We start from the raw sequence: 23,653 nt of genomic DNA, 5'->3' as shown, positions 1-23,653 counted from the left end.
CTATTTAGTGCATTACTGGTTGAGAAACAGGCTGTTTCTTATTAATCAAAATGTTATTGTTCATTCTCTGCAATTCCGCGACATCTAAAATCAATGAAACAGAACCATCCCCCATAATGGTGGCAGCAGAAATGCCTGGAATTTTGCGATAGTTGCTTTCGATGTTTTTCACCACGACCTGCTGCTGACCAACCAATTTGTCAACTAACAAAGCAAAGCGATGTCCCGCGTTTTGAATGATTAACGCAATGCTGTTTGCCAAATTCGGCTCTGCGTGCTGAATGGAAAAGACGTGATGTAACTCGACCAGTGGTAAATACTCGCCACGCACTAACAACATTTTTTCTTCACCCGCAAGACGATAAATATCTTCTGGGCGTGGTTGTAATGTGCTGATAATCGCACTGAGTGGAACAATAAAGACATCGTCACCCACTTTGACAGACATGCCATCCAGAATGGCTAACGTCAGTGGCAGCAAAATACGAATGATGGTGCCCTTACCTTCGGTGAAGCCGATTTGTATGCGCCCACCCATATCTTGGATATTTCGTTTAACCACATCCATTCCTACGCCGCGACCTGAAACGTCTGTAACTACTTCAGCCGTTGAGAAGCCCGGTGCCATGATCAGCATAGCGACTTCATCGTTCGTCATGCCATCATGGACATTCATGCCTTGGGAGCGTGCTTTTGCCAGAATACGTTCACGGTTCAACCCTGCGCCATCATCCCGAACTTCGATACAGATATTGCCGCTTTGGTGAGCGGCTGAAAGTGTTAACGTTCCCGCTTCTGGCTTACCATTAGCTAAACGAACTTCAGGTTTTTCAATTCCATGGTCAAGGCTGTTACGTACAAGGTGGTTAAGTGGGTCAACAATTCGTTCAATGAGGCTCTTGTCTAATTCGGTTGAGCTACCTTCCACTTTAAGTTCAATTTTTTTGCCCAGTTTAGACGCGATATCACGCACCATACGTGGGAAACGGCTGAATACGTAGTCCATCGGCATCATACGAATCGACATTACCGACTCTTGTAATGCACGAGAATTACGCTCTAATTGAACAATAGAACTGAGTAAATCCGCATATTCGTTTTGATCGACCTGCTGACTATGCTGAGTCAACATCGACTGGATAATCACAAGCTCACCAACTAAGTTGATCAGTTGGTCCACTTTCTCAACCGCAACACGAATGCTACTAGAATCCCCTTTTGGTTTCGCTGCAGCGGCTTTTTTAGCGGCAGCAGATGATGAAGCCGAGGCAGAAGATGAAACCGCTGCTGGAGCCATGGTCGGCGCAGGTGCTGATACAGCCACTTTCGCAACATCAATAGCGGGTACAGCCGGGTTTTCTACCATTGCCGCTAACTCTTCTACGGTTGCTTCCAGTTCTTCGAGGGTTGCCGCCACTTTACTTTTCTGGCCATTGCCTTGAGTTGCCTGTTGGCATTCTTCAAAACTTATTTCGCTATGTTGGATCTGTGATTCATCCACCACAAAACACAGCACACCGCAAATATCGTCAATATCAGTATTCGTGCCCAGCCATGCTTTTAAACTCGAATCACTTTTTTCTGATCCATACAAGCTACCAAATAGACCAAGCTCATCAGCCAGTACATCAACTTCAGTGGATTTCAGGGAATTCAACGTGATGATGAAATAGTGAGAAAACGCATTGTCCGTCAACGCAGCATGGGTTTGCATTCCCATTTCTGATGCAGAATCCGCGTCCTCAGTGCTGTCAGTATCGGTAACCGCGATAACCTCAGCGACCCGCTCTTCTTCGCTGACTTCTTCAACCGTATGCTCGACACTTTTAAGCACGTCGCAGATACGTTTAAAGGTTTCATCATCGGGTAATGAATCGTTTTTATAAGCATCTAACTGGGATGCCATCACATCTTTAGCATCTAAAAAAACATCGATAATGTCTGGCGTTAATGTCAGTTCATCGTGACGTGCCTTATCGAGCAAGTTTTCTAAGGTATGAGTGGTATTTTGCAGATGAGTGAAACCAAAGGTTGCTGCCCCACCTTTAATCGAGTGGGCACTGCGGAATATGGCATTGAGTTGCTCACTATCAGGGTCAATAGGGTCAAGCTCAAGTAAATGCTGTTCCATATCCCTAAGCAACTCATCGGCTTCATCGAAAAATGTTTGATAAAACTCGGTAATATCCATGCTTTTTATCCAATTTCGCTTAAGTTTCACTTAACACTGACTGCCGGATAAATCCGGCAGTAGTGAGATTCGGGTTATTATGGGTTTATGTCATTGCTGCTTATCAGGTGATATCGCCACCTTCACAGTGACGACATCACTATTTGCCGGTATTGGCACATCTTGTGGGGCTTTTTTCAGCACGTCATTAATCGGTGTCGCACCATCGTATTCATGCAAAATTTGATTTGTTTCATCTTCATTCAACACGATGATACTGATCCGCCGGTTGACGGGTGCTAAGCCATTCTCTTTATCTAAATGGATAGATGACGCCATCCCCACGACACGCAGAACTTTTCGCTCATCCATTCCCCCCATGATCAACTCACGACGAGAAGCATTTGCTCTATCCGATGAAAGTTCCCAGTTGCTGTAATACGCTTCACTTGCATACGGTAGATCATCCGTGTGTCCTGAAATACTGATACGGTTTGGTACATCATTAAGCAGTGGAGCAATTGCGCGCAAAATATCTCGCATATAAGGCTCAACCGTTGCTGAACCCACTTTGAACATTGGTCTATTAGCGCTATCAACAATTTGAATGCGTAAACCATCGTTGATCATGTCAATCAATAAATGCGGTTTTAATTCATTTAAGCGCGGGTCTTGTAAGATCGCTTGTTCGAGATTTTCTTTTAATTTTTCAAAGCGATAGTTTGCATCACCAGAGATGATGTTATTGGGTTCTGGCATCACATCACCATCACGGAAAATCGGATCTTTTCCACCACCCGGAATGGGGTTAGTGGCATCACCGCTTTTAGCGCCAGGGTTGATTGCTGTACTCAGTGGAGTACGAAAATATTCTGCAATTTTTGTTAACTCTTGAGGACTGGAAATGGAGATCAGCCACATAACCAGAAAGAACGCCATCATCGCCGTCATAAAGTCAGCATAAGCAATTTTCCATGCTCCACCGTGAGCATGTTGCTGATGACCGCCTTTTTTCTTGACGCGTATAATTTGAGGTCCGTTGGCTGCCATGAGTCATTACTCCTCGGTAGTTTCTGTTGCACGATTACCGATTTTCACTTCACGGACTTTGTCTTCCAGCTCCATGAATGACGGTCTATCTACGCTAAATAAAACTTTGCGTCCAAATTCAACTGCAATTTGTGGGGCATAACCTTGTAACGAAGAGAGGAAAGTGACTTTGATGCATTCCATCATTTTTAATTGCTCGCTACTGCGCTGACGGATTAAACTCGCCAGCGGCAAAATAAACCCGTAAGCCACTAAAATACCAAGGAAAGTCCCCACCATTGCATGAGCAATCAGAGCACCTAATTCACCAGCAGGACGGTCTGCGGCTGCGAGTGCATTGACCACCCCCAATACTGCCGCCACAATCCCAAACGCAGGCATAGATTCTCCCACCATGTTCAGTCCTGACGCCGGTACTTCATTTTCTTGGCGGAATGTTTCGAGCTCCTCATCCATTAGCGCTTCAATTTCATGAGCTTGTAGATTACTTGTCACCATCAAGCGCAAATAATCCACAATAAACATCATGGCTGTTTTATCTTTGAGAATGCGCGGATACAGAGCAAAGATTTCGCTCTCTTGTGGGTTCTCGATATCTTTTTCGAGCGCAAGAAGACCTTGTTGGCGAGATTTATTTAGAAGTTGAAATAACAAAGCCATCAAGTCCATCGACATGGCTTTGTTGTAAGAAGAACGACGGAAGAGTCCTGGTAATACTTTGCATAATGCAACGATGGCTTTACCACTGTTACCTACAACAAACGCGCCTAGACCAGCACCTAAAATAATAACAAATTCAGCTGGTTGGTACAGCGCGCCAAGATGACCACCGACCATGACATAGCCACCGATAACAGCAGCTGTAACAATGATATATCCGATGAGTATTAACACAGTATTCCCTTTCACTCCGTTAGTTAACAGATGGCAGTCAAAGGGAATATGAGGAAGGACAGGCAATCTACTTGCCTGTTAACCAAATTAATCCAATTACATTACCGCTTTGGTAATGCCATCTTGTCGATATTCCGTAATATCGGCGAGATGCTCGGAAAGTTTACGTTTTTTTATCGCTCGTGATGGTGGCTGGCACAAGCTACACGTAAAACTATTTTCAGGAATGTGTGCATAGGTGATAAATGAACCACTACAACAATTGCAATCGGAACATTGCAACATGCCACTTTCCACAAAACGCACTAGAGTCCAAGCGCGAGTTAATGCCAAAATCGGCTCATCACCCTCATTTGGTGAACATTGTTCGAGATAAAGTCGATATGCTTTCAGGATGGCATCAACCCCTTCACATTGACCTGTTTTTAGTAAAAATTGGTAGGCGTTATAAAACATGGAAGAATGAATATTTTGTTCCCATGTCATGAACCAATCTGTTGAGAAAGGGAGCATCCCTTTTGGTGGTGGGCAGCCTCTGAGCTCTTTGTATAAACGCACTAGACGTCCACGACTAATTTGAGTTTCGCTTTCTAACATTTGGAGACGAGCCCCAAGAGAAATTAATTCCATTGCCAAACGAATATCATTAGCTTCCTTGACAATACTTTTTTCAGCTACGCTACTCATCTTTTTCTCGCTATATCTGAATCGGACTCATTATGCGTTTGCAATAATCGAGTCGATAGAAGGATACCCGTATGAATTTGTTGCAATTCATCGACTCGAGATTCTCGGGTAAGTTTTTCAATGGTGTCACTATTTTCAAATCTAAACTGGCAGATTAGCTGATTTGTTTCCGCTAATTTAACCAATTGAGGTAATGAAAGTTCTGCTAAAGTGTTTGCCATTGAATCTGAAATCCCGAGTCTAAACATGGCAGTGGCTTTTTCCTGGGAGATAAGCTTTTGAGCTAAAAGCAAATATGAAAGATTAATATCGTATATATGCTTCAGAAAATCAGTGGTAGAGCTCATTTTTTTATACCTTTCGAATAATTATTAACATCTGTATGCACAAAGAACAAATATCAATTTGAGCCAAATGTGTTAGCCAAAATTTTAAATATGAAAATAATTAAAGCTGGATAGCGTAATCCGTTACTATCCCATGAGATCCGTTGAAATACCCAGTTTGGAGTATATAAACACATAGGTTCAAACTTAAATTAAATATATTTCCTGATTACCTACAACAATAACGAGTGGCTAAAAATTTAGCATTTTCAGTAAATCTCAGAATATACCGATTTCATTATTAGCCGTTAATTATTATGCACCACTAAATTAACTATTCAAGACACTTATGTTTCTTTTTGGTCTATCGGGATAATTATCCATCTATATATTAGCAATTCTTTATTACAACTATATCTTAATCCTACTTATCTCAAATATTCGCAACATTTAGATTCACCATAAGCGAAATACTAGTATTTTAAGCAAAAATCTCACACATATGAGGGGATTTATAAGCAATAAACACCAAGCATAACCAAAGAATCTACATATTGATCTAAATCAATATTCATCACTCCTGTAAAAAAGCCATTTCTTTAAATGGATTAGTAATATCGGTAACTTAGGAATAAAAATTAAGCATTATTTTTCAATGCCTTTAATCTAAATTGCCAACTTTAATCAAATTAATTCAATTGGTTCTTGGTTTGATTAAAGCTAAATTTGTCATACATATTATTATTCCAAAACAATTTTATATTAATTAAACTTAACTGTATTAATATTAGCCAATGGCAATAACATTAAAAAAACTAATTAAGTTCATTTTATATACAGCTAATACTATTAAAAATTTCTGATAAAAAAGACCTAGATTTTCACCGTCTATTGGCATATTAATATGCAAAAATGTTATTTTTGTATGACAAAATGATTTTAATTAAATTAACTTTTCAAACATTTGATTAACCTTTTTTGCTATTATTTTTTGCATAAAAAAATCAGTCTACAGCATTAGTTAGCGTACTGAGTTATTGATTAAAGGAAAAAATAGAAAAACTAATTGCCATTATGCTAGCGAATTTATTAGCAATATTATGCTCATCTAAATTAACCACTTTAAGGTGTAAATCCAAAATCATGACAGTATAAATATGACTTATGTGAATAAGTAATTTAACTTATTACTCCAATGGACATATCGCCGTTTATTCATCAGTTAGTAACAATAAATGATTATAACATTATGTTACTATATACTTTTATTTTAACAAATCACTTAACCACAATGACAAAATTACGTATAACTGCTTATTCGAATTTAGATTCAGATGCATTCTCAAATGTTTTATTTAAAAAATTATATGGTGACTAAAAGGAGAAATTTGGCATATTGATACTGAAGTTTGGCTGGATAAAATATTGTTAAAACTGCGAGTTGAATCACAAAGAGAAACAGGCATTACATGGCGTTTCATTATGAAACGAGTCTAGTTTTTCATCAAAACGTAAGCCTTGAAGAAAAAACGTTCAATTCATGTATTATCACCGTTCATTTTTCATTTTATTAACAGTCATCTTATTACCTATCTTGTGAGGTTTTGTACTCTTTATTTTATAAAGAGACTTATTTTTGAGGTTAAATATGTTTAGTTACTTAGCAACAGTTGAATTTGTAGAAGATGAAGGTGTATACGAAATTAACTTTTGTGACTTCCCAGATATTCAAGGGGTCACTTATTGTGCAGAAGATGTCGAATTAGAAGCCCAAGAAACATTACTTAACGCATTTTCAGAACTGATCACATTAAGAAATCCGATACCGCTTCCCCAAAATTCGGCACCAGATGCATTCATTGTTCATTTGCCTATATTAAGTTGCTTAAAAATAGCATTACATAATGCATTGATTGAAACACAAACTCCGCGCAGCAAAATGGCGCGAACACTTAATATAAATGCACAACAGATTGAGCGATTACTCGACCTCCAATATGCTTCAAAAATTGAGACATTAGAGCAAGCATTATATGTGGTGGGCTATGACGTGAAAGTGACTGTCAACAAATTATGCTAGCCATATAAAGAAATCAGTAACCCGCGGTACCCCACAAAAACAAAAAGCCACTTAATATATCTTATCGATAAAGTGGCTTTTCCGCTGATATTACAGCGCTATTCAAATGGGTTGTTGGGGGTTCGAACCCCAGACCGAGCGATTAAGAGTCGCCTACTCTGCCAACTGAGCTAACAACCCGATGCATATTATTTAGCGCCTCATATTTGGCACAGTCAATATTATTCTGCTACTTTTATTGCTTAGGTTAATTTTTAGTTACTAATGTTAAAATAGAGAGGTAAATCGTTGGTAAAACCATCACTCTCCCTATCCTTTGTAAATTTTTTCTTACTCCAATTGAGATTTATGTCACAATATTTCGAGCAAACACCGCCACAAACTAAAAAAAATAGTGTGGGTTAACATCACAATGACTATCGGACAAATAATTGTATGGAAGAAAATGCAACAACAACCGCCTCTCGGCCATCATCTGACCGAAACCAACTAAAACGCAGTCTCAGCAACCGTCACATCCAATTAATTGCTATTGGTGGTGCAATTGGAACGGGACTATTTATGGGATCAGGGAAAACAATCTCTCTTGCGGGTCCCTCCATTATCTTCGTGTATATGATCATCGGCTTTGTGCTGTTTTTCGTTATGCGAGCGATGGGAGAATTACTTCTTTCTAACCTTGATTATAAATCGTTCAGTGATTTTTCTGCTGATTTAATCGGACCTTGGGCGGGCTTTTTTGTCGGCTGGACCTACTGGTTTTGCTGGGTGATTACGGGAATAGCCGATATTATCGCCATCACCTCGTATGTCAGTTTCTGGGTGCCTAATTTCCCTGAATGGGTCACTTCATTTATTTGCGTTGCTACCCTACTCACACTTAACTTGGTCTCCGTTCGACTGTTTGGTGAGCTGGAGTTCTGGTTTGCAATGATAAAAATTATCGCAATTGTGACATTGATCGCTGTAGGCGGTACGCTAATTGCCATGAATTTCCAATCACCAACGGGACATACTGCGTCCTTAAGCAACATTTGGAATGATGGTGGCATGTTCCCAATGGGACTTAGTGGCTTTTTTGCAGGATTCCAAATCGCAATTTTTGCCTTTGTGGGTATTGAATTAGTAGGAACAGCCGCAGCAGAAACCCGTGATCCAGAGAAATCACTGCCAAAAGCGATTAACGCTATTCCAATTCGCATCATAGCATTCTATGTACTATCCCTGATTGTCATTATGGCAGTTACGCCTTGGCGTACCATTTTGGCAGACAAAAGCCCTTTCGTGGAAATGTTTGTACTGATAAGTCTACCTGCCGCAGCAAGTATCGTGAACTTTGTTGTGCTGACCTCTGCGGCGTCATCTGCGAATAGTGGCGTTTTCTCTACCAGCCGCATGCTGTTTGGGTTATCAAAAGAAGGTGATGCACCAAAACAATTTAGCCAATTATCGAAAAAAGCGGTCCCTGCTACAGGCTTAATTTTTACCTGTATCTGCCTAAGCTTTGGGATCGTGTTGATCTACTTCATCCCAGATATCATGCATGCATTTACGTTGGTGACAACCGTATCCGCCATTCTGTTTATGTTTATCTGGAGTATGATCTTATTAAGCTATTTGAATTTCCGTAAACATCGCCCAGAAAAACATGCCGCATCTCGCTATAAAATGCCTCTAGGTATTTTCATGTCATGGGTCAGTTTAGCCTTTTTTGCATTTATGGTGGTCTTACTGGCATTCCAGCATGACACCCGACAAGCATTGATTGCGACACCGTTATGGTTTGTCATTCTATTTATCGGTTATCAAGTGGTAAAACGCCGTAAACCACGCTGATTATCCACACGGTAAAATAAAAGGCTGGAAGGTTTCCCTTCCAGCCTTTTTATTATCAATAAAATATTAATCAAAAAATAAACGATTCAATCATCAATTACTTCTGATTATATTCGGCCTCCGCCTCATCAAAACGTGCTTGGGCAGCTGCACTTGGGGCTTTTGTAACTAAACTCACAACGATAATGGCAATAGAAGCAAAGATAAAGCCAGGGATGATTTCGTATAAACCTAACCACTTAAACTTCATCCAGACTAATACTGTTACCGCACCAATAATCATCCCCGCCAGAGCTCCCGTGCGAGTCATGCGTTTCCACATAACAGAGAGTAAAACGACTGGACCAAATGCAGCACCAAAGCCTGCCCATGCATTACTCACTAATCCTAGTACTTTGTTATTAGGATCTTGCGCAATATAGATAGCAATCGCAGCGACTAACAACACCATCCCACGCCCTACCCACACTAATTCTTTTTGGCTTGCTGACTTACGGAAGAATGGTTTGTATAAATCTTCTGTTAATGCACTCGCACACACTAATAACTGGCAACTTAACGTACTCATTACCGCGGCTAAAATTGCGGATAACAAGATACCAGCAACCCACGGATTAAATAGAAGCCCAGCCAATTCCATGAAAATACGTTCGTTATTTTTCATCACAGAGCCAGCTAATGCAGGATTATTTTCAAAATATGCAATCCCAAAGAAACCAACCGCAATCGTTCCACCTAAACATAATGTCATCCACGTCATACTAATACGGCGCGCGGAGCGAATAGTACGGTGAGAATCTGCCGCCATAAAACGTGCGAGGATATGAGGTTGTCCAAAGTAACCCAGTCCCCAACCCAACAATGATAGAATGGCAACAAAGTTCATTCCCTTAAACATATCAAGGTACTCAGGGTTTTTAGCTTTAATAACTTCAATCGATGTATCTAACCCACCCAGAGATAAAATAACCACAATTGGCGTTAAAATTAGGGCAAAAATCATCAATGATGCTTGTACGGTATCTGTCCAGCTAACAGCTAAGAAGCCCCCTAAGAAGGTATAAGCAATGGTCGCTAACGCTCCTAACCAAAGGGCTTTGTCGTAGCTGATGTTAAACGTACTTTCAAATAACAACCCACCCGCAACAACGCCAGATGCACAATAAATCGTAAAGAAAACTAAGATCACCACCGCAGAAATAATACGTAAAATCTTACTATTATCCTCAAAACGACTCGTAAAATAGTCAGGAAGCGTTAACGCATTATTGTTTTTCTCGGTTTGTACACGTAAGCGACCCGCCACAAATAGCCAGTTCAGGTATGCGCCTAGACATAAACCAATAGCAATCCAACTTTCAGAAATTCCTGCGAGGAAAATGGCGCCGGGTAAGCCCATCAATAACCAGCCACTCATATCCGAAGCCCCTGCTGATAATGCGGTAACCACACTACCTAAACTTCGTCCTCCTAGAATGTAATCATCAAAATTTTTCGTTGAACGATAGGCTAAGTAGCCAATCAATAACATACCCGTGATATATACGATGAACATAATGATCATCGGAGTGCTTACAGTCATCCTGTCGTCTCCATAATGCGTCTATTTTAACGTTATCTTTATAATTTTCTTTGATAACTTTTAATCTCAAGATGTTGCACTTAATTGCACAATTCGGCATTTTTTGATGCACACCTTATCTATGTTGTGATTGTTTGTGTTGCAATAACTCTATAACTTTGCCACATCATGCTAGACAGACTCAGATGCATTTAACAAGAAATTAACTATTTTTTGTTCAATAAATAAAAGACACATCACAAATGTTAAACTTTTAAGTCAAATTCTTAATTAAGTGATTAACTTACCATCATCAGCCAATTATCTCTAATCAATTGATATAAAACAAAATTAATTAAAACCAATGAATTAACATCATTAATTACTGATAAAAATAAGAGTTGTTTCACATTTTCTTCACATGCCACATTAACAATGTTGCACAAAGTTGCAACATCATCATAATGGTGTATAACTTTTGGTATTTAACACCTGTGAAAAGGAAGGAATTAAGATGAGTAGCACAACAACTATGGGTGTGAGACTTGATGAAGAAACTCGTGACCGCATTAAAGCAGCCGCTCAACGTCTTGATCGCACATCGCATTGGCTTATTAAGCAAGCTATATATAATTATTTAGAGCAACTCGATAACAACCAAATTATACCTGAATTATCAACGGTTTTGGATACAAAAGATCAGAATTTAAGTGATGATACTTCATCAGTTGAAACCCTTTATCAACCCTTCCTTGAATTTGCTGAACACATTTTGCCTCAGTCAGTGAAACGCTCCGCGATCACCTCCGCTTACCGTATCCCTGAAACTCAAGCCGTTCCTATGCTGTTACAACAAGCAGAACTGCCACCTGAACAAGCTGATGCAGCGCATAAATTAGCTTATTCCATCGCAGAAAAATTACGTAATCAAAAAAATGGCGTAGGTCGTTCCGGTATAGTTCAAGGCTTGCTCCAAGAGTTTTCGCTGTCTTCTCAAGAAGGTGTGGCATTAATGTGCCTAGCCGAAGCATTATTACGTATCCCCGATAAAGCGACTCGAGATGCCTTGATTCGTGACAAAATTAGCACGGGTAACTGGCAATCTCATGTTGGGCAAAGCAGTTCCATGTTTGTCAATGCGGCAACATGGGGACTATTATTTACAGGAAAATTAGTTTCTACCCACAATGAAGCAAAATTGTCTTCATCGTTAAATCGCATCATAAGCAAAAGCGGCGAACCACTCGTACGAAAAGGCGTCGATATGGCGATGCGTTTAATGGGCGAGCAATTTGTGACGGGTGAAACTATCGCTCAAGCCCTTGCCAACGCACGTAAATTGGAAGATAAAGGTTTCCGCTATTCCTATGACATGCTAGGCGAAGCTGCGTTAACTGAAAAAGATGCTCAAGACTATATGGTCTCTTACCAACAAGCTATTCACGCGATTGGTAAAGCATCTAACGGGCGCGGGATCTATGAAGGTCCAGGAATTTCCATTAAATTATCCGCCCTGCATCCACGCTATAGCCGCGCCCAATATGCCCGTGTGATGGAAGAACTCTATCCACGTCTGCTATCTTTAGTGATGCAAGCTCACCAATACGATATTGGGATCAACATTGATGCAGAAGAAGCTGACCGCTTAGAGATCTCGCTAGATTTACTCGAAAAACTGTGTTTTGAGCCACAATTAGCCGGTTGGAACGGAATTGGTTTCGTCATTCAGGCTTACCAAAAACGTTGTCCATTTGTCATTGATTCTATTATTAATCTTGCTGAACGTAGCCAACGCCGATTAATGATCCGTCTGGTTAAAGGTGCTTATTGGGATAGCGAAATTAAGCGTGCACAAATTGATGGCTTAGAGGGTTATCCTGTTTATACGCGTAAGGTATATACCGACGTTTCGTACTTAGCTTGCGCGCGTAAATTACTTTCTGTACCAAATTTAATTTACCCTCAGTTTGCGACGCATAACGCACATACCTTATCAGCGATTTACCAAATTGCCGGTAAAAACTACTACCCTGGTCAATATGAGTTCCAATGCCTACATGGCATGGGCGAGCCATTATATGAACAAGTTGTTGGTAAAGTGGCAGACGGAAAACTCAACCGCCCTTGCCGTATTTATGCTCCCGTTGGAACGCACGAAACCTTACTGGCTTATTTAGTACGTCGTTTATTAGAAAATGGCGCAAATACCTCCTTTGTAAACCGAATTGCAGATGCAACTATCCCATTAGATGAGCTAGTCGCTGATCCAGTGAAAGATGTTCGTGAACTGTCTAAAGCGGAAGGACAAATTGGTTTACCTCACCCTAAAATCCCATTACCTCGTGATCTCTACGGCACTCGCCGCGTCAATTCAATGGGTTTAGATTTGTCTAACGAACACCGCTTAGCCTCACTGTCTAGCGCACTATTAAATGCGGCTACGCAAGAAAAAGTGGCAGAGCCTCTGCTTGGGGGTGAATTTATTGCCCAACAAGCACTGCCTGAAGCGGTTGCAATTATCAACCCAGCTTGCCATCGAGATATCGTGGGTAAAGTTCGTGAAGCGAATGAACAAGAAGCAGAGCATGCGCTTAATATTGCAACAGATGCTGGGGCAATTTGGTTTGCAACGCCACCCTCTGAACGTGCAGCTATCCTCTTACGAGCTGCCGATATCATGGAACAACAGTTACAGCCATTATTGGATGTACTCGTGCGTGAAGCAGGAAAAACCTACACAAACGCCATTGCTGAAGTACGAGAAGCTGTTGATTTTCTAAATTATTATGCAACACAAGTCCGTGAAGACTTTGATAACAATACACATCGACCTCTCGGTCCTGTGGTGTGTATCAGCCCGTGGAACTTCCCGCTCGCTATCTTCTCTGGACAAATTGCGGCGGCGTTAGCGGCGGGTAACACTGTGCTAGCAAAACCTGCGGAACAAACACCATTAATCGGCGCCATTGCAGTCTCCATCATGCACCAAGCGGGTATTCCTCGTGATGTTTTACAATTTTTACCGGGCAAAGGGGAAACTATTGGCGCGAAATTAGTGGGTGATCAACGCGTTCGTGGCGTGATGTTCACGGGTTCCACGGAAGTGGCGGGTTTACTACAGCGTAATATTGCAGGTCGCTTAGATGTTCAAGGTCGCCCAACGCCATTAATCGCTGAAACCGGCGGCTTGAACGCAATGATTGTTGACTCTTCAGCGCTCACTGAACAAGTGGTGACCGATGTCGTGGCCTCAGCTTTTGATAGCGCGGGTCAGCGCTGCTCCGCTTTACGTATCCTTTGTGTTCAAGAAGATGTCGCTGACCGAACAATTCGTATGTTAAAAGGCGCAATGGAAGAGTGTCGTATGGGCAATCCAGAGCATATCTCAACCGATATTGGTCCGGTTATCGACAGTGAAGCCAAAGAGAATATTGAACAGCATATTCAGCAAATGCGCAGCAAAGGCAAAACGGTCTTCCAAGCAGTATTTACCAATAGTCAAGATCAACAAGAACAAGCTGAAGGAACTTACGTTAAACCAACGCTGATTGAACTCGATAACATTGGCGAACTGAAAAAAGAAATTTTCGGGCCAGTTCTGCATGTTGTTCGCTTCAAACGTGATGAGTTAGACCATTTAGTTGATCAGATCAATGCGGCGGGCTATGGATTAACACTTGGGGTTCATACCCGTATTGATGAAACAATCAATCAAGTTGTTGCAAAAGCGAAAGTGGGTAACCTATACGTTAACCGTAATATGGTAGGTGCCGTTGTTGGAGTTCAACCGTTTGGTGGTGAAGGTCTTTCTGGTACAGGTCCAAAAGCAGGCGGTCCACTTTATCTATACCGTTTATTAAGTGAACGCCCTGAAAATGCAGTATGTCAAACGTTGGAACAACAAGACAACTACCTGCCTATGGATGCGAGTGCGCGTGCTGAGTTATTAGCACCATTTGAAGCATTCTCCGCTTGGGCTCAAAAACAACAAACAGGTATTGAACAAAATGTTATCGAGCAATTTGCTCGCTTAACACAAGCGGGAACATCGCGTTTATTACCCGGACCAACAGGTGAGAAAAATACATACACCCTACGTCCACGCGGCACTATTTTATGCCTTAGCGATAATGAACAAGATTGCTTAATCCAATTATCTGCAGTACTTGCCAGTGGCTGCCAAACATTGTGGGCAAATAGCGATTTACATCAGAAGATCTTTAAATCACTGCCAGAAAAAGTTCGCAAAACAATTTCGTTCACTAAAGATTGGCAAAATGCCGTTGAGCCAATTGAAGGTGTGATTTACCACGGAGACAGCGAACAATTGAAACATGTTTGCGAAGTTATTGCTAAACGTAAAGGACCTATTATCTCAGTTCAAGGCTTTGAGCGTGGCGAAACGAACTTATTAATTGAACGTTTGGTTCATGAGCGTTCTTTAAGTGTGAATACCGCCGCAGCAGGTGGAAATGCGAGCTTAATGACTATCGGATAATATGCAAAAAGCCTGAGTTTCCAGCAAACGTACAAACGGTGCAGGTAAACTCAGGCTTTCACACTTAAATCTATTCATATATGCTCTTTTGTCGTCATCCCTTCCTAATATTCACTATAATTTTATTTATAAACTTATCTATTTATCTATAAATTTAATTAAATAGCTCCTATTAATTTTTATATTTCATTATTATATTTAATCATAACAGTTGGATAAATTTAATTCTAAAACTGTTTAGTTAATGGCTTTTTTATTCTTAATTATTTAAAAATAAAAAAGGTGCCCTATTGGACACCTATTGGCTTATTTTAGTTTTAAAAACAATTGTATGACCAACTATTTTTATTAACTTAAAATATTTTTAGTTTTTTTCTGACTGCCAGCTTAAATATTGCTCATACTTACGTAGCGCAATATTGTAATTACTAAACGCTGAATCAGTCATTTTATCGCTCAACTCTTCTTGCACTTTACTTGCCGTAAAATTCTTCATTGAAAAGTTAGAGGATGATAGTAGCTCATCTAAGCGGCGTAGACGAACAACGTACTCGCGAACGGTGCTATGACTCATTTCTGTCTGTAGGAACAAATACTGTTTAAAAGACATAATATCGAAATAGTCTGTATTACTATTACAGAAAATCTCGCTACAAAAACGACAAAGTGCTGTAAATTGCCCTTGAAGTTCACCCCAAGCCGCTTCATCAACCAAATCGGTCATGTCAGCAATAGCTTCTTTATTTAAGATGCCATCATTGAAAACGAGGGAGATGCGATCAAGCGTTTTATTACAGTGCGCACAATGAGTTTGGCTGTGTTTAAAATCTTTAATATAACGACTTAAAGGCCGTTTCTTTACAATAGAAGCAGACATAATGGTAAAGCCCTGTGTGTAATTTAAAAATAAAAAGTAACAAGATAAATCCGGTTACATACATACCATGCCCATAGCATTAATGAATGTCTGCTATGTTGCATATCGAGATAAGCGTAATGCCTTATCTCATTTCCTTACTTTCCCTTTGTAAGGTGGATCCTTCTGGGAATGTAGTGTAAGAAAATTTATTTCCCTTTATCCGACGCATTCTAACCTGTCTAAAACACTTTGGCGAATTTCTTATGAGAGTAATTTTGCACGCAAATTTGACCTAGCGTCAACCAAATGAACCTAGTCGTTGTTAACCAAAATAGCAAAATTTTGCCTCTTAAAAGCCAAAAATCGAAAGGAGAGTACCCTTGGAGGCAGAGACTTTACCTGATAACCCCCTTTAGGTTCAAAGAAAATTTAATTTAAAAATCAATATTATATAGTGAAAAGCATTTTATTGATAAATTTGTGATACAGCTCACCTTTCACTTCTATAATCGCATTTTAAATGTACAGCAATTAATTCTATGAATATTCGATAGTCCAGCTTTATCAGTAAAGTGTAAATTATTTTTTACGCTAATTCTCAATTTTAATTATTTTTACTGTATATGAAAAAAAGTTATTAATATCACAATAAAAGTTATAAGGAGTTTAACTTTTCCGTATTTGATAATAGTTTTAGTTACTTTTACTTAACGCATTTTTTACAAAACAATCAACTACTCAATAAGGTCTTTATGCTGTTAATCCATATCATGAGGTGATCTCAGGAATCACTACGTATTTTTACTCGTGGTTCTTCCTTATGTTTCATACACCACAATATTCGCTTAAGAAATTCACTAGATAATTATCATTACAAAAGTCATTTATAAAGCATAAATTTTTATATTAAAAATTAACCATATGAATTAATTATCAATTTCCTTTTTAGGATTTGTTACATTGATAAAAGAAGTTCCTCTTATATACTTAATTTGCTTTATATATAAATAATTTTAATAAGGTTGATTATGAAAAAGATGATTTTAGCTTGTGGACTGGGTTTATTGGCACTGACAATCACTGCGTGTTCAGAAGAAGAGAAAAAGGGTCAAGTTGCAGGCGCAACTGAAACTTGTAATGCTTACTTTGCTGAAGTTGATAGCTTAATTGCTAAAGCTTCTGAAAACCCACAAGCCAAAGCTCAATTAGATGCAATGAAAGGCCAGTTAGAAGAAGGTAAAAAGCAAGTTGCCGCTTTACCTAAAGACCAACAAGATCAAGCATGCCAGCAAGGCATTGATGCTATGAAACAAATGAAAACAGCTTTAGGTCTGCAATAAGCCTTTCCTATCCTGTTATTTAAAGAGCCTAAATGGCTCTTTTTTATTGTCTACTGTTTTTTGAAAGTATTCTCATTTTCTTTTTTCTATTATTTAATTTAATAAACATAGTAAAAGGAAATTTTTATGTTTGAATCAGCTATTCAAGCTAATAAACCTATTCAAATAACATCAAAGATTGAAGTTAAAAATGAATATAGCCAATTAAGTCAGAAGTTATTAAATGTTTCAAATAAATATATTACATTCACAATCAATAATCATAGTATTTCATTCAATGAAAGGGTATTGATGGCTTATGTTTTAAAATCTGTACAAGAAATAACCCCGAAAGATACTCAAGCTATTGAGCATTGGAAAAAACAAGAAAAAATTATTCAGCTATCATCGACTTTTAATCGAACTTTCGATGCTACAAGAGAAGATTTTGCTAATCGCCATCGCCATATTTCTTTGAAGCTTAGCAAGGAAAATAAACAAAAAATTTATAATCAAGTCCATCGTAAACTTCAATTCGGTAGTTATACGTTCCTGCCTAACGCGGCACAAAAATCAATTGAACACATACTATATAATAACAATGAAATAGCGATGGCAATCCAGCGATTAGTTTGCCACCATAATATCTCTGATCAAAAAACCATTAATTATATTACCAATTATATTAATTCAACAATTAACGATGAACTATGTCAGCGCCTATTTCCAGATTTGCCTCTAAATGAAATTAAGCAGAACACAAAATATCTGACCTCAAAATTATTTAACAAGCTAATAGACCATGAAAAATACATCTATTGGCAAAACTATTATAAATTATCAGCAAGCTAGCAAACGATAGTGTAATTTTCTTCTTGCAGGTCACTCCAGTATGGAGTGACCCATTTTACGTTACAACCAAGTCCCGAAGCGTTTAATATAAATGTGCTTCATTCCTTGAGCAACAAAACAGTAACTAACTAATGTCAACACTAACCAAGGGAAATATTCCATTGGTAAAGGCTGTAGACCAATCATAGTACCAAAGGACGAGAATGGAATATAAAGTCCAAGCGCCATAATAATCCCTGTCGTCAATAATACAGGTAATGCCGCCGTACTCTGAATAAATGGAATTTTTTGTGTTCGTAACATATGAACCACCAAGGTTTGCGATAATAATCCTTCAACAAACCAACCGGATTGAAATAGCGCTTCATGTGCCACGCTATTGGCTTGGAACACATACCACATCAACGCAAATGTTGTGATATCAAAAATAGAGGATGTTGGGCCAATCCAAATCATAAATCGTCCAATATTTTTTGCATCCCATTTACGCGGTCGTTTTAAAAATTCTTTGTCCATTTTGTCCCAAGGTAATGCTAATTGGGACATATCGTACAGCAAGTTTTGAACCAGTAAATGAATGGCTAGCATGGGTAAGAAGGGAATAAATGCACTGGCAATTAGCACGGAAAAGACATTTCCAAAGTTGGAGCTGGCGGTCATATTTAAATATTTAATAATATTCCCAAAGGTCTCCCTGCCTTTGATAACCCCCTGCTCCAATACCATTAAATCTTTTTCTAGTAGAATAATATCCGCAGACTCTTTCGCAATATCGGTACCTGTATCCACAGAGATCCCGACATCCGCATCCCGTAAAGCCGGTGCATCATTAATCCCATCCCCGAGAAAACCAACGGTATGTCCATTGGCTTGCAACAGTTTTAAAATCCGAGATTTTTGTAAAGGCGTTAACTTACAGAATACCGAAACTTGCTCAACTTTAGCTTTTAAATCATCATCATTCATTGCCTCGACTTCAAGACCAGTCATGATTTCATCGATATTGAGCCCCACATCATGGCAAATTTTTTCCGTGATCACCGCATTATCACCCGTGAGAACTTTCACCATGACACCGTTTTCTCTTAACGCTGCGATGGCAGAAATAGCACTTTCTTTCGCGGGATCTAAAAACGTAAGAATGCCTTGTAATTCAAGCTGCTGCTCAGCTTGGGCTGATAACGGTAATGAAGCTTCAGCATCATTTAATGAGCGTGTTGCCAACAACAATACTCGAAAACCCTGTTTATTATAATCGCTGACCAACTCCGCAATCCTAGCTTTCGCGTGATCATCTAATAAAACTGAGTGCCCATCTTGCTGATAACTTTGGCAAACTGCTAACATTTCTTCAGCAGCCCCTTTACAGATCAATAATGCTTCTCCCTTCGGAGTTTTTACCGTCACAGAGAGTTTTCGGCGAATAAAGTCAAAGGGTAGCTCGTCAATTTTTTGGTAAGCTTTTAACTGCTCAACTTTATCATTGCCACGACCGCGCCGAATAATGGCTTGGTCCATCATGTTTTTAGCGCCACTTTGATGGAAGCTGTTCAACCAAGCTAATTGTAAAATTCGGCTATCTTTTTGCCCATTACTGTCGAGATAATGCTCTAAAATAATACGATCTTGTGTCAATGTTCCTGTTTTGTCAGTACAGAGTACATCCATCGCGCCAAAGTTTTGAATCGCATTGAGACGCTTAACAATAACCTTATGTTTAGACATGGCTATCGCGCCTTTTGCAAGGTTTGAGCTGACAATCATCGGCAACATTTCAGGCGTTAGACCGACCGCAACAGCCAGTGAAAATAGCGTTGCCTCAAACCAATCGCCCTTAGTGAACCCATTGATTAATAAAACAATTGGCACCATGACCAACATAAAGCGAATCAATAGCCAGCTAACACTATTCACTCCACGGTCGAAAGCTGTTTGCGCCCGAGTACCCACTATCGATTTTGCCAGTGAACCTAAGTAGGTTTTGCTTCCTGTCGCCACCACAATTCCCCTTGCAGTGCCACTAGTTACATTTGTACCCATCAAACAGATATTTGAAATTTCAAGAAGCTCATTCTCTGTAGGGGATGCGGGTTCCAAACTTTTCGCCGAAACATTCGCCAGCGTGTCATATTTTTCGACTGGAATAGATTCGCCAGTCAGAATTGCTTGGCTAATAAATAGATCACGAGATTCAACTAATTTCAAATCAGCTGGAACCATATCTCCCGCAGATAATAAAACAATATCTCCAGGAACTAAGCACTTGATTGGCACTTCCTTGCGGGTAGAGCGCCCTGTTCTATTATCACGACGAAATACCGTTGCGGTTGTTCGTACCAACGATTTCAAAGCTTCAGCGGCTTTATTAGTGCGATATTCTTGCCAAAAACGTAGCAGCCCACTTAATACAACCATCGTCACAATAATGATAACGCCAGTTAAGTCAGTTTCTTCACCTTGACGTTTTGGGATCACGTAATCCGTAAAAAAGCTCACAATCGCAAGAATCATCAAAACAAAAATGAATGGGTTTTTAAAAGAAGTGAGTAATTGCTTCCAAGCTGGGGGCGCTTTTTCATGAGCAACTTCATTCTCGCCTTCAATGACTAAGCGATCTAAAGCCTCATTTTCAGAGAGACCTAAAAGGTTAGTTTGGTATTCATTGAGAACTTGCTCAATGTTTTTGCTCGCTTGTTCGCCAACAATGAATTTTTGGCGTGCGGGGGCTTTTGCGCCTTTGCGCGGATGCCTTATTTCAGTCATAACGTTATCTCTATGAGTACAGCTGTACTTTCAAAACGCTATCTGACTGAAAATATTGTATTTTAGCCAGATAGCTCCTGTTTATATCTCCAAGACGGAGGGTGATCGTCCATTTCGGCTCCTTTAATCAGTTAATTTTCGGCAATCAAGCGGGTAGCTCAGATGCCACTTTCCAATTGATGGCACTAACACTTTGTTCAAGGCTAATGCGGCATACCAATGCTTCAATCTCTTTTTGCTCCGCAGGGGTAGCAAGGAACTCTGCGCACACTTCCAGCTGTTCTGATTTCAATGTATCTGCACTACTCAGTGACTGTAGACGAATATGCAATCCATTTATGGCTTGTAAAATCAACGTTCTAACCAGAATTTCATCACCTTGGTGACACATCACTCGAATTTTATAACGCTGTTCCACATCTAATGCTTGTTGTTGTGGCTGGCGATTAATTTTTGCTGCAGCCTCTCGCAATAAAATATTTGCACATAAAATCAATAAAGTAGCCATTATCGCTAGTGAATATTGCCCCAAACCGCATAACACGCCAATCCCTGCTGAGCACCACAATGTTGCTGCTGTATTCAGTCCTCTAATATTCATGCCTTCACGCATAATCACCCCTGCGCCTAAAAAACCAATTCCTGACACAATTTGTGCAGCAATTCGACCAGGGCTATCCGGTGAAGTGGTTACTGAACTCAAAATAAATACCGCCGCTCCCGTGGCAACTAATGCATTCGTGCGTAATCCCGCCATCCTTTGACGCCATTGGCGCTCAGCTCCAATTAATGCACCAAGGCACATAGCGGATAAAAGATTTAATATCTCGTGAGTGAAAAACATAATGATCCCTCCATCAAATAATGGATAACAATTAATGAGCATAATAAAAAGCCCATGCCAAAATACTGAATAAATAAATATTCAGTATTTAATGGCTATTGCCCGGAGGGAATAGAGAATAAATATAAACTGTCATGATACACACTCACTGCAACAGTGATCATTCCATCTAAAAATGAAATTTATTATTTAAATCAGGGAGTATGAGTGATGAGATACATCAGATACCGCCCGCCATCGTGGCAAGCAGTTAATAGAAGAGATTATTAATTACTTGCCAATTAAATTAAGTTTTTATGACAACTCTGACTGTCCAAGTAATTTATCTCCAATAGGTTAATGTGCCCTGAGTATAGATGTGGCAAATTATTAAGTAAAGATTTAAATATTAATTATTTTTTCGTATTAATTTATTAAATTCTGCACATACGAAAAAGCCCGTCCTTAAAAAGGACGGGCTTTAGAAAATCAGTTAAGCAATTAGCTTAGATAGCAGTTACGTTAGCAGCTGCTGGGCCTTTTGCACCGTTTTCAATGGTGAATTCAACTTGCTGGCCTTCTGCCAGAGTTTTGAAACCATTGCCCTGAATGGCAGAGAAGTGGACGAAAACGTCTTTGCTACCATCAGCTGGAGTGATGAAACCGAAGCCTTTAGACTCGTTGAACCACTTAACTTGACCTTTCATTTTGTCGGACATTTGACTTTTTCCTATATAACATCAAAAAAACTTGCCTTTTGGCATATACGGGCCAGAGTCAACTATTTAATCAGGGAAACACTAAGATGAAGCGTCACGGTCAAAGGCTATCTGTGATAACTTTTTTCTTTAGAACACACTAACTCAGTACTCGTACATCAAATAGGACTGCTAAACAGGCCGATGCTCATTAACTCATGACTTTGAGATAATAGCAACTATTTTATACATGTAATCTCAAAAATATTGCCATTTTTTCGGGTACATCACTTTTGAGTAGGATTATGTTAACAAAAAAGCTGCATTTTATTGATATTTTAAAGATTTATTTAGGACACAACCATCCCCTTTTCTTGAAAGAAGGCGAAATAAACCTGAAACAATGACAATCCAGTTAAATATTTTTTTTAACTGATATATAACAATTCGTTCCCTCCATGATACCCTCCTAGTATAGATATCTGACAGAGAGTCACTTACCATGGATATTATCAAACAAATACTTATCGACGACTTAAATACCATCAACCAACGTGAGCAACGTGATGGTAAACCTTACTTTAATAGCCAATTTCTCGCTAACCACCCTTATTTATGTATTGGGATGATTGCAGCCTATTTACCACTTGCTGTGATCTTATGGTATGCCCCCTACTTTGGACCTTATTGGACTCTGGGAATAACCCTCTTATTTATTATACTGGCAAGTGTTCTGCTATTTGATATCAAACCGGTTTACCATTTTGAAGATATTGGCGTGTTAGATTTGCGCGTTTGCTATAACGGCGAATGGTTTGTCACTGAAACTGTATCGGAAGACGCGTTAAATAAAATGCTAGAATCGCCAGAAGTCAGCGCGGCTAACAAACAGGAAATTTCTCGTTTGTTAGCATTAAAGGGGTCTATCTCCTTTTATGATATCTATCATATTGCCTATCCCGAAGTTTCTGCGCCAACACAAGTTACTTTAGCCGCTCAAAATTAAAACGTTATCAACAATATAGCGTAGTTTTTATTCGTAATGAGCAGCGAATGAGCAATTGAATTTATTTTCTATTTTTATCGTTGACAGGTCGAGGTGATATCGTTAATATTCGCCTCGTTCTCAGGAACAACCCAATTCCTCCATAGTTCAGTCGGTAGAACGGCGGACTGTTAATCCGTATGTCGCTGGTTCAAGTCCAGCTGGAGGAGCCAAATTTAAGAAGCCCGCTCA

16 protein-coding genes and 2 tRNA genes are annotated in these 23,653 nt (G+C 39.5%); 7 read left to right on the top strand and 11 right to left on the bottom strand.

The window, feature by feature from the left end:
• Positions 1 to 4: 4 nt before the first annotated feature.
• From cheA to flhD, 5 genes are all read right to left on the bottom strand, one after another.
• Entirely contained in the window at positions 5 to 2,191 is a 2,187-nt protein-coding gene (gene cheA, locus PROVALCAL_RS02435; RefSeq protein ID WP_006657490.1) for a chemotaxis protein CheA, read from the bottom strand.
• Positions 2,192 to 2,281: 90 nt separating this feature from the next.
• Positions 2,282 to 3,220 (bottom strand): flagellar motor protein MotB, encoded by a 939-nt coding sequence (gene motB, locus PROVALCAL_RS02430; RefSeq protein ID WP_006657489.1) that lies wholly within the window; start codon positions 3,218 to 3,220, stop codon positions 2,282 to 2,284.
• A 6-nt stretch (positions 3,221 to 3,226) separates the two neighbouring features.
• Positions 3,227 to 4,114, bottom strand: coding sequence for a flagellar motor stator protein MotA (gene motA / locus PROVALCAL_RS02425; protein ID WP_006662061.1), 888 nt, complete (start codon positions 4,112 to 4,114; stop codon positions 3,227 to 3,229).
• A 96-nt stretch (positions 4,115 to 4,210) separates the two neighbouring features.
• A complete protein-coding gene (gene flhC, locus PROVALCAL_RS02420) occupies positions 4,211 to 4,801 on the bottom strand; it encodes a flagellar transcriptional regulator FlhC (RefSeq protein WP_006657487.1) in 591 nt (196 codons plus the stop codon).
• The gene (gene flhD / locus PROVALCAL_RS02415; RefSeq protein WP_006657486.1) at positions 4,798 to 5,148 is read right to left on the bottom strand and encodes a flagellar transcriptional regulator FlhD; all 351 of its coding nucleotides are present in this window, start codon (positions 5,146 to 5,148) and stop codon (positions 4,798 to 4,800) included. The genes flhC and flhD overlap by 4 nt, the downstream gene beginning before the upstream one ends.
• Positions 5,149 to 6,775: 1,627 nt before the next feature.
• On the opposite strand from flhD, the gene PROVALCAL_RS02410 reads away from it, so the two are divergent.
• Positions 6,776 to 7,207 carry a type II toxin-antitoxin system HicB family antitoxin gene (locus PROVALCAL_RS02410; RefSeq protein WP_006657485.1) on the top strand — a complete coding sequence of 144 codons (432 nt, stop codon included), beginning with the start codon at positions 6,776 to 6,778 and terminating at the stop codon, positions 7,205 to 7,207.
• Between the two features lie 107 nt (positions 7,208 to 7,314).
• Here PROVALCAL_RS02410 and PROVALCAL_RS02405 read toward each other — a convergent pair.
• Positions 7,315 to 7,387: transfer RNA gene (locus PROVALCAL_RS02405), tRNA-Lys, on the bottom strand.
• Between the two features lie 255 nt (positions 7,388 to 7,642).
• On the opposite strand from PROVALCAL_RS02405, the gene cycA reads away from it, so the two are divergent.
• Positions 7,643 to 9,043 (top strand): D-serine/D-alanine/glycine transporter, encoded by a 1,401-nt coding sequence (cycA, locus tag PROVALCAL_RS02400; RefSeq protein WP_006657484.1) that lies wholly within the window; start codon positions 7,643 to 7,645, stop codon positions 9,041 to 9,043.
• Between the two features lie 97 nt (positions 9,044 to 9,140).
• On the opposite strand, the gene putP is transcribed toward cycA, so the two are convergent.
• Positions 9,141 to 10,625 (bottom strand): sodium/proline symporter PutP, encoded by a 1,485-nt coding sequence (putP, locus tag PROVALCAL_RS02395; protein ID WP_006657483.1) that lies wholly within the window; start codon positions 10,623 to 10,625, stop codon positions 9,141 to 9,143.
• Positions 10,626 to 11,118: 493 nt separating this feature from the next.
• Here putP and putA point away from each other — a divergent pair, with 493 nt between their 5' ends.
• Positions 11,119 to 15,102 (top strand): trifunctional transcriptional regulator/proline dehydrogenase/L-glutamate gamma-semialdehyde dehydrogenase, encoded by a 3,984-nt coding sequence (putA, locus tag PROVALCAL_RS02390; protein ID WP_039861476.1) that lies wholly within the window; start codon positions 11,119 to 11,121, stop codon positions 15,100 to 15,102.
• A gap of 364 nt (positions 15,103 to 15,466) precedes the next feature.
• On the opposite strand, the gene fliZ is transcribed toward putA, so the two are convergent.
• Positions 15,467 to 15,979, bottom strand: coding sequence for a flagella biosynthesis regulatory protein FliZ (gene fliZ / locus PROVALCAL_RS02385; RefSeq protein WP_006657480.1), 513 nt, complete (start codon positions 15,977 to 15,979; stop codon positions 15,467 to 15,469).
• Between the two features lie 1,010 nt (positions 15,980 to 16,989).
• Here fliZ and PROVALCAL_RS02380 point away from each other — a divergent pair.
• Entirely contained in the window at positions 16,990 to 17,301 is a 312-nt protein-coding gene (locus PROVALCAL_RS02380) for a DUF5339 domain-containing protein (protein ID WP_006657479.1), read from the top strand.
• A gap of 126 nt (positions 17,302 to 17,427) precedes the next feature.
• Positions 17,428 to 18,132 carry a type III secrection system effector, WxxxE family gene (locus PROVALCAL_RS02375; protein WP_006657478.1) on the top strand — a complete coding sequence of 235 codons (705 nt, stop codon included), beginning with the start codon at positions 17,428 to 17,430 and terminating at the stop codon, positions 18,130 to 18,132.
• A 60-nt stretch (positions 18,133 to 18,192) separates the two neighbouring features.
• Here the strand turns inward: PROVALCAL_RS02375 and mgtA are convergent, their stop codons facing one another.
• The 3 genes from mgtA to cspE form a co-directional block, all read right to left on the bottom strand.
• Positions 18,193 to 20,895 (bottom strand): magnesium-translocating P-type ATPase, encoded by a 2,703-nt coding sequence (gene mgtA / locus PROVALCAL_RS02370; protein WP_006657477.1) that lies wholly within the window; start codon positions 20,893 to 20,895, stop codon positions 18,193 to 18,195.
• A 145-nt stretch (positions 20,896 to 21,040) separates the two neighbouring features.
• Positions 21,041 to 21,739 carry an MgtC family protein gene (locus tag PROVALCAL_RS02365; protein ID WP_006662068.1) on the bottom strand — a complete coding sequence of 233 codons (699 nt, stop codon included), beginning with the start codon at positions 21,737 to 21,739 and terminating at the stop codon, positions 21,041 to 21,043.
• Between the two features lie 485 nt (positions 21,740 to 22,224).
• Positions 22,225 to 22,437: a transcription antiterminator/RNA stability regulator CspE gene (cspE, locus tag PROVALCAL_RS02360; protein WP_004909801.1), complete on the bottom strand. Its 213-nt coding sequence runs from the start codon at positions 22,435 to 22,437 to the stop codon at positions 22,225 to 22,227.
• A gap of 481 nt (positions 22,438 to 22,918) precedes the next feature.
• On the opposite strand from cspE, the gene PROVALCAL_RS02355 reads away from it, so the two are divergent.
• Positions 22,919 to 23,422: a YlaC family protein gene (locus PROVALCAL_RS02355; protein ID WP_006657475.1), complete on the top strand. Its 504-nt coding sequence runs from the start codon at positions 22,919 to 22,921 to the stop codon at positions 23,420 to 23,422.
• Between the two features lie 136 nt (positions 23,423 to 23,558).
• A tRNA-Asn gene (locus PROVALCAL_RS02350) sits at positions 23,559 to 23,634 on the top strand.
• Positions 23,635 to 23,653: the final 19 nt, after the last annotated feature.

Source organism: Providencia alcalifaciens DSM 30120, from assembly GCF_000173415.1.
Taxonomy (GTDB): Bacteria; Pseudomonadota; Gammaproteobacteria; order Enterobacterales; family Enterobacteriaceae; genus Providencia; species Providencia alcalifaciens.
The sequence above is the reverse complement of the archived record's forward strand: the minus strand, read 5'-3'. Positions and strand labels throughout refer to the sequence as shown.